The organism is Janthinobacterium sp. KBS0711, from assembly GCF_000988085.1.
In the GTDB taxonomy this organism is placed as follows: domain Bacteria; phylum Pseudomonadota; class Gammaproteobacteria; order Burkholderiales; family Burkholderiaceae_D; genus Janthinobacterium; species Janthinobacterium lividum_E.
Window position 1 is genome coordinate 492851 of record NZ_LBCO01000011.1, and the last position, 12372, is coordinate 505222.

The window sequence follows — 12372 nt, forward strand, 5'->3', positions numbered from 1 at the left end:
AGGGCGCCAGCGGCCGCTTGCATCTTGGCCACGCGCGCATCGGTCGACATGTCGATGAATTTAGGAATCGCCGTCGCTGCCAGGATGCCGAGGATCACGATGACGACGATCAGTTCGATCAGGGTAAAACCTGCCTGGGCGCCGCTTTTCATACTACGTAAAGACTTATTCATACCTGCTCTCCAAAATCAAATAAAAACATCAAAACCAACGCCATGAAACTGTCGCTGCACCAGACCGGGAAGCGCGTCAATTTGCTGCCGAGTCCGGCGATTTCCACACCACGATATCGGGCTCCCGGGAGAGCTTGTCAAGATCGGCGTCTGCACCCGGCAAGATTACCTTAAATTTCACTGAATCAACCCGTGTAATGGGAAAAATATTGCCATTACTAAACAAATAGATAATTTTTTGTTCTTTTCTGTCGTATAACCAATTCCCCGCAGGTAATTTTTCAAGGTCCGGCTGCGCGAACTCGCCCAGGTAATTGACCGGCTTATCCATCAGCCAGTCGAACGGATTTTGCCGCGCCAGCGCCGGGATTTTGTCGCGCCTGTCCGCCAGGTACAGCTGCAGCACCTGCACCCGCAAGCTGGTGCGCAAAACGCCAAGCATCTGCGCCACGGCCACCTGCTGCGCCTGCTGCTGGTAATAGCCGAGCCGGTTCAACAATACCGTCACCAGAATGGCGAACACGCCCGCCACCACCGCCAGCTCGAACAGGGTGAAACCGCGCTGGCGGAGCGACCTTCTCATCAATGCAGGGCCGCCCGGCCCAGGTCCCAGATCGGCAGGAAGATGCCCAGCGCCAGCACCAGCACCATGGCGCCGAGGAAGACGATCAAGATCGGCTCGATCTGTGCCGACAGGGTCTTCAATTCATAGTCGACTTCGCGTTCGTACATGTCCGCGATCTCGTCCATCAGGTCGTCGAGCGAACCGGATTCCTCGCCCACGGCGATCATCTGCAGCACCACGGGCGTAAACACGCCGGCCGCGACCGAGGTACGCAAGATGCTTTCGCCCCGCTCGACGCCGTCGCGCATCTGCTCCACGCGGGCGCTCAGATAAGTATTGTCGACCGTTTGCGACACCACCGTCAGCGCCTGCACGATGGGCACGCCGCTCGTACTCGACAAGGCAAAACTGCGCGCAAAGCGGGCCATCGTGCCCTTCAGGATGATCTTGCCGGCGATCGGCAGGCGCAGCTTGGCACGGTCCCATTTATACAAGCCCTCTTTCGTGCGCAGCCAGGCGCGCCAGCCAAAAAAGCCGCCCACGCCCAGCATCAGCAGGATGGGCCAGTACGCCACCGTAAAGCGCGAAGTGCCAATCAGGATACGCGTCATCAGGGGCAGCTCCGCGTGGAAGCTGGCGAACACTTTCTCGAACTGGGGAATGACGAAAATATTCACCACGATCATGGCGGCCAGCATGGCGAAGACGACGAAGGTCGGGTAGCGCGTCGCCGTTTTCACGCGCGCGCGCATGTCGCGGTCGAATTCCAGGTGGTCGAACAGGCGCAAAAACACTTCATCGAGGCGCCCCGTCATTTCGCCCACGCGCACCATCGACAAGTAAAACGGCGTGAAGATCACGGGATGGCGCGCCATCGCGGCCGACAGCTCGCGCCCCGCATCGAGCGACTCGCGCACATCCTTGATGATGCGCCCGAACGCGGGGCTGATGGCGGACTCCTGCAAGCCGGCCAGGCCGCGCATGATGGGCACGCCCGCCTTGAGCAAAGTGTACAGCTGGCGGCTGAACAGCTGCACGTCCATGGGCGTGACTTTTTTCTCCGTCAGCTTGTCCCACCAGCTCAGCTTGCTGGCGCCGGCGCCCGTCACCGTTTGTTTGGTGGCGCTGATGTCGACGGGCGTGCTGCCGCCCGCCATCAACTGGTCGGCCACGGCGCCGCTGTCGGCGCCTTCCATCACGCCGGTCAGCAGTTCGCCACTGGCGCTGCGCGCCTTGTAGGAGAAAAACGGCACCTCAATCCTCGCTCTGGTTGCTGATGCGCATCGCTTCCATCACCGTCGTGCGGCCCTGTACCACCAGTTGCACGGCGTGGCGGCGCAAGGTTTCGCCCGCCATCTGCGCCGTCGCCACCTTCATGAAGTGGGAAGGGTCGGCATGGTTGGCGGCGTCGGCCACGGCGCGCGTGATTTCCAGCAATTCGTACACGCCCGTGCGGCCACGGTAACCCATGCCATTGCAATGCGAGCAGCCCTTGCCGTGGAAATACTGGTTGCGCTCGACCAGCTCGCCCAGTTCCATGCGCAGCCATTCATATTCGTTCGGCGTGGGCTGGTACGGCGTGCTGCAGCTTTCGCAGATTACGCGCACCAGGCGCTGCGCCAGCACGGCTTGCAGCGAGCTGCCCACCATGTAGCGGGGCACGCCCATGTCCATCAGGCGCAGCGGCGTGCTGATGGCATCGTTCGTATGCAGGGTCGACAGCACCAAGTGACCCGTCATGGCGGCGCGCAAGCCGATCTGCGCCGTTTCCTGGTCGCGCATCTCGCCGACGAGCACGATGTCGGGATCCTGGCGCAAGGCCGAGCGCAGCACCCTGGCAAAGTTCAGCTCGATCTTCTCGTTCACTTGCACCTGATTGATGCCGGGCAAGCGGTACTCGACGGGGTCTTCCACCGTGATGAGCTTTTTTTCCACGGAATTGAGTTCGGACAAGGCGCAGTACAAGGTCGTCGTCTTGCCGCTGCCGGTCGGGCCCGTCACCAGCACAAGGCCGTTCGGGCGGCTGACGATGGCGCGGAACTGCGCCACCAGCGCCGGCGGCATGCCGATGGCGTCCAGGCGCAAGGTCGTGCCGCCCTGATTCAGCAAGCGCATCACCACCGATTCGCCGTACTGCGTGGGCATGGTGGAAATACGCACGTCGATGCGCTGGTTTTTCACGCGGATGGCGAAGCGGCCATCCTGCGGCAGGCGCTTCTCGGAAATATCGAGGTCCGACATCAATTTCAGACGCAGCGCCAGCGAACTGGCGATCTTGCTGTCCGCTTCCGTCTGCAGATGCAGCACGCCGTCGATGCGGAAGCGGATTTGCAGCCGGCCTTCCTGCGGCTCGATGTGGATGTCCGAAGCGCGCACCTGCGTGGCATCCTCGAACACGGATTGCAGCAGCTTGACGATGGGCGCTTCTTCCAGGCCCGGATTGGCGGCCAGCGCGCCGAAGTCGACGGAAACGTCGCCCAGGTCCTGCTCCAGCTCGCGCGTCAGGGTCGAGATATCTTCCGTGCGGCGGTAGATGCGGTCGATGGCAGCCAGCACTTCCGTTTCATTGACCACGGCCAGTTCGATCTGGCGCTTGACCAGGCGCGAAATTTCATCGTACGCGAACAGGTCGGTGGGATCGGACATGCCGACCAGCAAGCCCTCGCGGCGGTCTTCCAGCACCAGCGCGCGAAAACGCCGCGCCTGCGTTTCCGGCAGCAGCCGCACCAGTTCGGGATTGATGTTGAAAAACTTCAGATTGATGTAGGGAATGTCGAGCTGGCGCGCCAGCGCGCCGGAAATCTGCTCTTCCGTGACAAAGCCGTGCTCGACAAAAACGCGGCCCAGCTTGCGTCCCGAACGCTTCTGTTCCGTCAAGGCCTGGCCCAACTGTTCTTCCGTCAGCAATTTCTGCTGCACCAAAATTTCACCGAGCCGGACTTTCTCTGGCCTTGCCATGCTTGCTCCTCGACAGTTCAACAGACGATGCACGCCAGCGGCGCGCGGGAGTATTTTATTCCAGAACCTGTTGTTTCTTAAAGAAAATACATTCCAACGTTTGATTTTTGCGCATTTCAACACACTGCAAGGAAACGCTTGCCGCCCGCCTGCGCCCATGGCAATAATGGCGGTCGTTCACCGTCTTCCCTGCCGACCATTGCCCCTATGAACGCCTGCGCTATCGAGTTCCACAACGTGCATCTGCAACTGGCGGGCAGCGCCGTGCTGCGCGGCGTCGACCTGCAAGTGCGCGCGGGGGAACTGTTCGGCCTGGTCGGCGTGAATGGCGCGGGCAAGACTTCCCTGCTGAAATGCCTGCTCGATTTCTGCACGCCCGAGCGGGGAGACATCGCCATTTTCGGCCAGCCGCACCGGCACGGCGCGGCGCGCCAGCCGCTGTCGTTTCTGCCGGAACGTTTCCAGGCACCGTATTACCTGACGGGCGGCGATTTCCTGCGCTACCTGTCGCGCCTGCACGATGTGCGCCCCGATGCGCAAGCCGTGCAGCAAGTCGTGGACGCACTGGACCTGGCGCCGGACGTGCTGCTGCGTCCCGCGCGCGACTATTCGAAAGGCATGATGCAGAAACTGGGGCTGGCCGCGTGCCTGCTGTCGGGCAAGCGGCAACTGGTGCTGGATGAACCGATGAGTGGACTCGACCCGAAAGCGCGCGCGCAATTCAAGCACGTGCTGCGGCAAGCGCGGGCGCAGGGCCGCGGCGTCCTGCTCACCTCGCATGCGCTGGCCGACGTGGAAGAGTTGTGCGACCGCATGGCCATCCTGCATGCGGGCCGCATCGTGTTTACAGGCACGCCCGCCGAATGCCGCGCCCGCCATGGCGATGCGGCCGACGCCAGCCTGGAACAGGCTTTTCTCAATTGCATCGCGGCATGAACACCGACACACAGGTCGCCAGCCACTACGCGCCGTCGCCGCACGGCATGTATCTGCGCCATTTCGGCTTGCGCACGGCGCCGTTCGGCATCACGCCGGACCCGGCCTTCTTTTATACGGGCAATACACGGGGCGAACTGCTCGATGCGCTGCTGTATGCCGTCACGCAAGGCGAAGGCATCATCAAGCTGACGGGCGAAGTCGGCAGCGGCAAGACCATGCTGTGCCGCATGCTGGCCGAGCGCCTGCCGCCCCGGGTCGACGTGCTGTATTTGCTCAATCCCCGCCTGGAGCCGGACGAAGTCCTGCACGCCATCGCCGCGGAACTGGGCCTGGCACTGGACGGTTGCCGCACCGACGCCGTGCTGCGCGCCCTGCACGGCGAGCTGATCGCCCGGCACGCGGCCGGGCGCCAGGTGGTGCTGCTGGCCGAAGAAGCGCAAGCCATGCCGGGCGCCACCCTGGAGGCGCTGCGCCTGCTGACGAACCTGGAAACGGCCAGCCACAAGCTGCTGCAAATCGTCCTGTTCGGCCAGCCGGAATTGCAGCACACGCTGGACTTGCCCCAGTTCCGCCAATTGAAGGAACGCATCACCCACAGTTTCACCGTGCCGCGCCTGCCGCAAGCCTTGCTGAACGATTATCTGGCCTGCCGCCTGGCCGCCGCCGGCCGCACGGCGCCGCTTGTCTTCACGCCGGCCGCCCTGCGCCGGCTGGCGCGCGCGGCGCAAGGCATCGTGCGCAGGGTCAATATCCTGGCCGACAAGGCCTTGCTGGCCGCGTTTGCGGACGATGCGCAGGAAATCGGCGCGCGCCACGTGCGCCTGGCCATTGCCGACAGCCCCTTCCACCGTCCGCCCTGGCATGCGGGCAAGCTGCTGGCGGGCGCCTTGAGCGCGCTGATGCTGCTGCTGGCCGCTGCGCTGCTGTGGCAATGGCTGGCGCCGGGCCAGGCAGCAGTTCCACCTGCACCGTTGCCAACGCTGCTCGACAGCAAGCTGGCAGAATCGCGCAACTGGCTGGCAAGGCAGGGACCACAGCAACTGGTGCTGCAAATCGCCAGCCTGCCCGCCAGCGAAACTGCCGCGGCGGAAACTTTCCTGCAGCAAGCGCAGCAAGCCATCGGCCTGCGCGACGTCCACGTGTTTCGCCTGCCTGGCGCTGCGCCCGCGAACGCCACCGCGCGGCTGGACATCGTCTACGGCAGCTTCGCCGACCGGGCCAGCGCGGAAGCTGTCTGGACGAGGCTGGCGCCCACGTCGCCGCAGAAAATATTACTGAATGACATAGATAGTATCCGTACGGAAATGAAAGCCACGGCGCCGGCAAAAACGGGGCGTGGCCTCCCCTGACTTTATTTCGGTATATTGCCACCCTGGCCCGCACAGCCGATTGCTTTTAGGCGATCATGCTGGGTAAAATTACAAAAGCACAACACGACTTCAAGGGCGAACTTTTCATGAATCAACACCCTATTCCTGTGCTGGCCTCCTGGGTCGCCCTCGCCTGCAGCACCGCGCTGTCCGGCTGCGCCACGCATCAAACGCCGCTGTCGCCTGCCCACCTCAATATCCCGCCCCGCCCCGTCGGCGCCATTCCCGAACCGGTGCAGCAAAGCAGCGCGCTGGCAGCGCCGCTGCCCGCGCCCAAAGTGGAAACCTACAGCGTCACCGTGCACAAGGTGCCTGTGCAATCGCTGCTGTTTGCGCTGGCGCGCGACGCGGGCATGAATATCGACATCCACCCGCAGATCGAAGGCAGCGTCACCCTGAATGCGCTGGACCAGACCCTGCCACAATTGCTGACGCGTATCGGCAAGCAAGTCGATATGCGCTACGAAATCGATGGCAAGAACCTGACGGTGCTGCCCGATGCGCCCGTGTGGCGCAATTACAAGGTCGATTACGTCAACATGGCGCGCAGCACCAACAGCAGCGTGAATATCGCCACGCAAATTTCCACGGCGGGCGGCGGTTCCAACAACGTCAGCAACCCCGTTGGCAACACGCAAGGCAGCGGCGGCAATGGCAATAACAATTCAACCACCCTGGTCGTGAATCGTTCGGAGAATAATTTCTGGTACAGCCTGGAAAAGAATATCCGCGACCTGCTGCGCGAGACCACGCTCAACGACGTGCAGGTGGACCCGCTGGCACAGCTGAACCAGCAATTGACGAGCATGCCCGGCCAGCAGGGGCAGCAAGGACAACAGGGACAGCAGGGACAGCAAATTCAGCAAGGCCAGCAGCAGAATCAGGTCGGCAATCAATACGGCAGCCAGGCGCCGATGCAGACTGGCGGCCAGTATGCGCCAGGCCAGCAGCAGCCCATCCAGAACGCGAATCCTGGCCAGCCGCTCGATGCGAACGGCATGCCGCTGCTGAAACTGGCCAACAAGGGCAGCCCGTCGTCGGTGGTCGTCAACGTGGAAGGCGGCTTGATCGCCGTGCGGGCCACGGGCCGCCAGCATGAAAAAGTCGCCGAATTCCTCGACGCGGTATTGCACAGCGCCAAACGGCAGGTGCTGATCGAGGCCACCATTCTCGAGGTGCGCCTGAGCAATGAATACCAGCAAGGCATCAACTGGTCGCGTCTGACGGGCAGCCTGAGCCTGACGCAGAAGCAGGTGGGCACCCAGGCGCTCAGCAGCGGCGTCACGCCCGGTTCGACGCCCGGCATCTTCGTGCTCGATTACCTGAAGGACAGTTTCAAGACCACCATCCAGCTGCTCGAATCGTTCGGCAAGGTGAAGGTGCTGTCCAGCCCGAAGATCAGCGTGCTCAACAATCAGACTGCGATGCTGAAAGTGGTCGACAACAATGTCTTCTTTACCATCAAGGTGACGCCTGCCGTGGTCAGCTCGACGGGCACCATCACCACGCCCGCCACCTATGAATCGAAGCTGGAAACGGTGCCCGTCGGCTTCGTCATGAGCGTCACGCCGCAAATTTCCGACAGCGATGAAGTGACCCTCAACGTGAGGCCCACCATCACGCGCATCGTCGGCTACGTGCAAGACCCGAATCCGGCCCTGGCCACGGCCAGCGTGATCAGCAAGGTGCCCGTGATCCAGGCGCGCGAGCTGGAGTCGATCATGAAAGTAGGCAATGGCCAGATCGCCGTGATGGGCGGCCTGATGCAGGATTCCGTCGACAATGCCAAGGATGGCGTGCCGGGCTTGTCCAGCCTGCCACTGGTCGGCAATTTGTTTACCTATCGTAACGAGGCAAGCAGCAAGACGGAGCTGGTGATCTTCATGCGCCCCGTCGTGGTCAAGGATGCCAGCATCGACGGCGATTACCGCGACTACCGTTATTTGCTGCCCGGCCAGGCGCCGCTCAACAGCCAGCCGTACACGGAAGGCGTGCCGGCGCCGGCCATCCAGCCGCAGGCACGCCTGCAGGGAGACGTCCCATGAGCTTGCTGATGCAGGCGCTCAAGAAAGCCGAGCGCGCCAAGCAGAACAGCCTTTCCGACGAGGAACTGGAAAAGCCGTCCGAAGCGTACGACCAGGTGCTGGAGCTGGCGCCGGCCGACGCCCTGCCACCCCGTCCCGCGCCAGTGGCACCGCCGCCCGTGCAGCCGGCGAGCACCTTGCGCCTGGAACCGCTGCCGGACGCACCCGCACCGCCGCCCGAGCCCAGTGGCGCGCAGTCCGGTCCGCAAGCTGGCCCGCCCCCCGAGCCGCCGCGCGCCCGTCCGGAACCGCCGCCCGTCAAACCCCGCGCCAGCCGCAGCAATCCGCCGCCGAAAGGCCCCACCGGCCCCATCAGCGTCGACCCGGCCACCGTGCGCCTGGCCGTGCTGCTGGCGATCCTGCTGCTGGTGGCCGGTTCCATGGCGTACTGGTACTGGCGCGCCAGCAGCAGCCCCGGCGCGGGCGCCAACCTGCCCGGCGTACCCATGCCGCTGACGGACGCTCCGGGAACGGCCGGCGTTGCCGGTCCCATCGTGGTGGTGCCCGGGACCGGCGGCGCCCTGCCGGAAGCCCCGGCGCCCTCGCCGCTGCCGCAGGACGTGCCGCGCGAACAGCGCCAGCCAGCCGGCGCGGCGGAACAGCAGGCGATGATCCAGGCCGCCGCGCAAGCGGCCGTGGCCGCCCAGCTGGCGCAACTGCAGCCGCCTGCGCCGCCCAGCCTGCCACCAGTGGCCGCGCCCGAAAACAGCCAGATCCAGGTGGTACGCAACGATACGGCGCCGCAAATCAACCCCGGCGTGCAGCAAGCCTACCAGGCCTTCAACGGGGGCCAGCTGGGCGCGGCGCGCCAGCAATATGAAAGCGTGCTGCGGCAGGATGCCAACAACCGCGATGCACTGCTGGGCCTGGCGGCCGTGGCCCAGCGCGAGAACCAGGGCGCGCAGGCGGCGTCGCTGTACGTGCGTTTGCTGGAGATCAATCCCGACGATGGCGTGGCGCTGGCCGGCCTGATCGGCCTGCGCCAGGGCGACGTCGTGCAGAGCGAGGCAAAACTGAAAGCCATCCTCGCCCGCACCCCCGACAGCGGCCCCGTGCTGTTTGCACTGGGCAATGTGTACGCCAAGCAGCGCCGCTGGAATGAAGCGCAGCAGCAATTTTTCCGCGCCTACAGCGCCGCGCCCGGCAATCCCGACTATGCCTTCAACCTGGCCGTGGGCCTGGACCGGCTGAACCAGCCGAAACTGGCCGCCACCTATTACCAGCGCGCCCTGACCCTGGCGCAAACCACGCCCGCCGCGTTCGACCAGGCCGTCGTGCAAACGCGTTTGCGCGAACTGGCGGCCCCCGCGCCGGCGGCCCAGGCCGACCCGGCCATCACCATCACACCCCGTCAGGAATAAGCATTACATGGCAGAACAGGCAAAACTTCCGCTGGGCAAATTGCTGATTCAGAAAGGCGTGATCAGCGAAGACCAGCTGCGCATCGCCCTGATCGAGCAGCGGCGCAGCAGCGAACCGCTGGGCAAGCTGCTGATCACCCTGGGCTTCGTTACGGAAGCCACGGTGCGCGAAGCGCTCAGCGAAAACCTGAAACAGGTCAGCGCGGATCTGTCGAGCCTGGTGGTCGACGCCATCGCCTTGAAACTGATCCCGAAGGACGTGGCCAAGCGCTACCGCGTCTTCCCCATCGTCTACGAGCGGCAGGCGGACAACCTGATCCTGGCCATGGCCGACACCAGCAACATCGTCGCGCTCGACCAGATCAGCGCCATGCTGGTCAAGGGCATCACGATTTCCACCGTGCTCGTCAATGAGTCCGACATTTCGCGCGCCATCGACCAGTACTATGGTTTTGAATTGTCGATCGACGGCATCCTGCACGAGATCGAAACGGGCGAAGTCAGCTATCAAAGCATGGCGTCGCCGTCGGACGAGTACAGCCAGCCCATGGTGCGCCTGATCGACGCGTTGCTGGCCGACGCCGTGCAGAACGGCGCCTCGGACATCCATTTCGAGCCGGAGCAGTCGTTCCTGCGCATCCGCTACCGCATCGACGGCATCCTGCGGCAAATCCGCAGCCTGCACAAATCGTACTGGCCGGCCATGGCCGTGCGCCTGAAGGTGATGTCGAACATGAATATCGCCGAGGCGCGCGCGCCGCAGGATGGACGCATCAGCATCAAGTTTTCCGGCCGGCAAATCGACTTCCGCGCGTCGGCGCAACCGACCACGCATGGCGAAAACGTCGTGCTGCGCGTGCTGGACCGGCAAAAGGGCATCGTGCCGCTGGACTCTCTGGGCCTGGCCGAGGCGGAACTGAACTTGTTGAAACTCATGATCGCGCGCCCCGACGGCGTCATCCTCGTGACGGGCCCGACGGGCAGCGGCAAGACCACGACCCTGTATTCGATACTCAACCATATCAATACGGAAAGCGTCAACATCATGACCTTGGAGGACCCGGTCGAGTATCCGATGAACATGATACGCCAGACCTCCGTCAACGACTCCGTCAAGCTGGGCTTTGCCGACGGCATCCGCTCGATGATGCGGCAAGACCCGGACATCATTTTAGTTGGCGAGATCCGCGACCGCGAAACGGCGGAAATGGCCTTTGCCGCCGCCATGACGGGCCACCAGGTGTATTCCACCCTGCATACGAGCTCGGCCATCGGTTCCGTCGCGCGCCTGCTCGACATCGGCATCCTGCCCGACATCATGGCCGGTAACATCATCGGCATCGTGGCGCAGCGCCTCGTGCGCCGTTTGTGTCCGCATTGCAAGGAAACCGTGATCGCCGACGACGTCGAGCGCCGCCTGCTGGGCCTGGCAACGGACGATGCGCCCGTATCCATCTGCCGCGCCGTCGGTTGCGAGCGCTGCGCGCACCAGGGCTACAAGGGCCGCCTGGCCATCATGGAAATTCTCAAGATGACGGCCGAACTCGATGAATTGACGGCGCGCCGCGCCAGTTCGCGCGAATTGAAGAACGCGGCGCGCGCGGGCGGCTTCAAGGGCCTCGTCGACGACGGCATGCGCCGCGTGCTCGAAGGCGTCACCACCCTGGAAGAAGTGGGCCGCGTGGTCGACCTGACGGAAAGGCTGGCCTGATGGCGCAATATGTCTACCGCGCCATGGATGCCGCCGGCACATTGATTCCCGGCAGCATGGAGGCGGCCAACGTGCCGGACCTGGAAGCGCGCCTGCACCGCATGCAGCTCGACCTCATCGACTGCAAGATCACGGGCCAGTACCTGGTACTGCTGGGCAAGCGGGTCATCCACCGCCGCGACCTGATCAATTTCTGCTTCCACATGGAGCAATTGACGGGCGCGGGCGTGCCCATCCTGGAAGGCTTGAACGACTTGCGCGAAAGCACGGACCACCCGCGCCTGCGCGAAGTCGTCACGGATCTGATCGAAAGCATCGAGGGCGGCTTGCCCCTGTCGGGCGCGCTGGCCCAGCATGGCGACATTTTCGACGCCACGTTCACCAGCCTGATACTGGCGGGCGAACAGAGCGGCAAGATCGCCGAAGTCTTCAAGAACCTGTCGGAAAGTCTGAAATGGCAGGACGAACTGGCGTCGCAGACGCGCAAGATCGTCATGTACCCGATCATCGTCGCCATCGTCGTGGCGGCCGTGACGTTTTTCCTGATGATCTATCTGGTCCCGCAGTTGACGGCCTTCATCCGCAACATGGGCGGCGAACTGCCCCTGCACACGCGCGTGCTGATCTTTGTATCGAATGTCTTCATCGATTACTGGTATGTGCTGCTGGCCTTGCCCGTGCTGCTGTTCTTCGGCTTGCGCGCCCTCATCCGCCGCAGCGAGGCAGCCCGCTATGCCTGGGATGGCTTGAAGCTGCGACTGTGGCTGGTCGGACCCGTGCTGCACAAGATCATCCTGGCCCGCTTCGCCACGTTCTTCGCCCTGATGTATGCTTCCGGCATCACGATACTCGAATGCATCCGCCTGTCCGAAGGCATCGCCGGCAACCAGGTGGTGGCGGCCGGCCTGCGCCGCGCCGCGCAGCTGATCAGTGAGGGCTACGGCGTGACCGCTGCATTCCAGCACACGGGCATCTTCCCGCCGCTGGTGATCCGCATGCTGAAGGTGGGCGAGGCAACGGGTTCGCTCGATACGGCCTTGCGCAATGTCAGTTACTTTTACAACCGCGAAGTGAAGGAATTGATTGAAAAAGTGCAAGCCATGATCGAGCCGACCATGACGGTCATATTGGGCCTGCTGCTGGGCTGGATCATGCTGTCGGTGCTGGGACCGATTTACGACACCATCAGTACAATCAAGACCTGAGGCCGC

10 protein-coding genes are annotated in these 12372 nt (G+C 63.5%); 6 read left to right on the forward strand and 4 right to left on the reverse strand.

What is annotated here, in order from left to right; all coding sequences use genetic code 11:
* The 4 genes from VM94_RS28925 to VM94_RS08575 all read right to left on the reverse strand — a co-directional run.
* Positions 1-173 (reverse strand): pilin (locus VM94_RS28925; RefSeq protein ID WP_327063242.1); only part of this gene is annotated, 173 nt, incomplete at its 3' end.
* 76 nt (positions 174-249) lie between these two features.
* Complete coding sequence (locus tag VM94_RS08565; protein ID WP_046683041.1) at positions 250-756, reverse strand: type II secretion system protein; 507 nt, start codon at positions 754-756, stop codon at positions 250-252.
* Positions 756-1991 (reverse strand): type II secretion system F family protein, encoded by a 1236-nt coding sequence (locus tag VM94_RS08570; protein ID WP_046683042.1) that lies wholly within the window; start codon positions 1989-1991, stop codon positions 756-758. Before VM94_RS08570 ends, VM94_RS08565 begins: the two co-directional genes overlap by 1 nt.
* Position 1992: 1 nt before the next feature.
* Entirely contained in the window at positions 1993-3696 is a 1704-nt protein-coding gene (locus VM94_RS08575; protein ID WP_046683043.1) for a GspE/PulE family protein, read from the reverse strand.
* A gap of 207 nt (positions 3697-3903) precedes the next feature.
* Between VM94_RS08575 and VM94_RS08580 the strand changes: the two genes are divergently transcribed.
* The 6 genes from VM94_RS08580 (at position 3904) to VM94_RS08605 (ending at position 12366) form a co-directional block, all read left to right on the forward strand.
* Positions 3904-4632, forward strand: a complete 729-nt coding sequence (locus VM94_RS08580) for an ABC transporter ATP-binding protein (RefSeq protein ID WP_052755649.1) — start codon at positions 3904-3906, stop codon at positions 4630-4632.
* Positions 4629-5984, forward strand: coding sequence for an ExeA family protein (locus tag VM94_RS08585; RefSeq protein WP_235432878.1), 1356 nt, complete (start codon positions 4629-4631; stop codon positions 5982-5984). The genes VM94_RS08580 and VM94_RS08585 overlap by 4 nt, the downstream gene beginning before the upstream one ends.
* A gap of 107 nt (positions 5985-6091) precedes the next feature.
* Complete coding sequence (locus VM94_RS08590) at positions 6092-8050, forward strand: type II secretion system protein GspD (protein WP_046683152.1); 1959 nt, start codon at positions 6092-6094, stop codon at positions 8048-8050.
* On the forward strand, positions 8047-9450 hold the full coding sequence (locus VM94_RS08595; RefSeq protein ID WP_046683044.1) for a tetratricopeptide repeat protein: 1404 nt from the start codon (positions 8047-8049) through the stop codon (positions 9448-9450). The genes VM94_RS08590 and VM94_RS08595 overlap by 4 nt, the downstream gene beginning before the upstream one ends.
* A 7-nt stretch (positions 9451-9457) precedes the next feature.
* On the forward strand, positions 9458-11161 hold the full coding sequence (locus tag VM94_RS08600) for a GspE/PulE family protein (RefSeq protein WP_046683045.1): 1704 nt from the start codon (positions 9458-9460) through the stop codon (positions 11159-11161).
* Entirely contained in the window at positions 11161-12366 is a 1206-nt protein-coding gene (locus VM94_RS08605) for a type II secretion system F family protein (protein ID WP_046683046.1), read from the forward strand. Before VM94_RS08600 ends, VM94_RS08605 begins: the two co-directional genes overlap by 1 nt.
* Positions 12367-12372: the final 6 nt, after the last annotated feature.

Bases quoted from the DNA above. Each gene is read 5' to 3' on its own strand.
- VM94_RS08585 (WP_235432878.1), top strand. From the start codon at position 4,629: ATGAACACCGACACACAGGTCGCCAGCCACTACGCGCCGTCGCCGCAC.
- VM94_RS08595 (WP_046683044.1), top strand. From the start codon at position 8,047: ATGAGCTTGCTGATGCAGGCGCTCAAGAAAGCCGAGCGCGCCAAGCAG.
- VM94_RS08605 (WP_046683046.1), top strand. From the start codon at position 11,161: ATGGCGCAATATGTCTACCGCGCCATGGATGCCGCCGGCACATTGATT.
- VM94_RS08580 (WP_052755649.1), top strand. From the start codon at position 3,904: ATGAACGCCTGCGCTATCGAGTTCCACAACGTGCATCTGCAACTGGCG.
- VM94_RS08590 (WP_046683152.1), top strand. From the start codon at position 6,092: ATGAATCAACACCCTATTCCTGTGCTGGCCTCCTGGGTCGCCCTCGCC.
- VM94_RS08565 (WP_046683041.1), bottom strand. From the start codon at position 756: ATGAGAAGGTCGCTCCGCCAGCGCGGTTTCACCCTGTTCGAGCTGGCG.
- VM94_RS08600 (WP_046683045.1), top strand. From the start codon at position 9,458: ATGGCAGAACAGGCAAAACTTCCGCTGGGCAAATTGCTGATTCAGAAA.
- VM94_RS08575 (WP_046683043.1), bottom strand. From the start codon at position 3,696: ATGGCAAGGCCAGAGAAAGTCCGGCTCGGTGAAATTTTGGTGCAGCAG.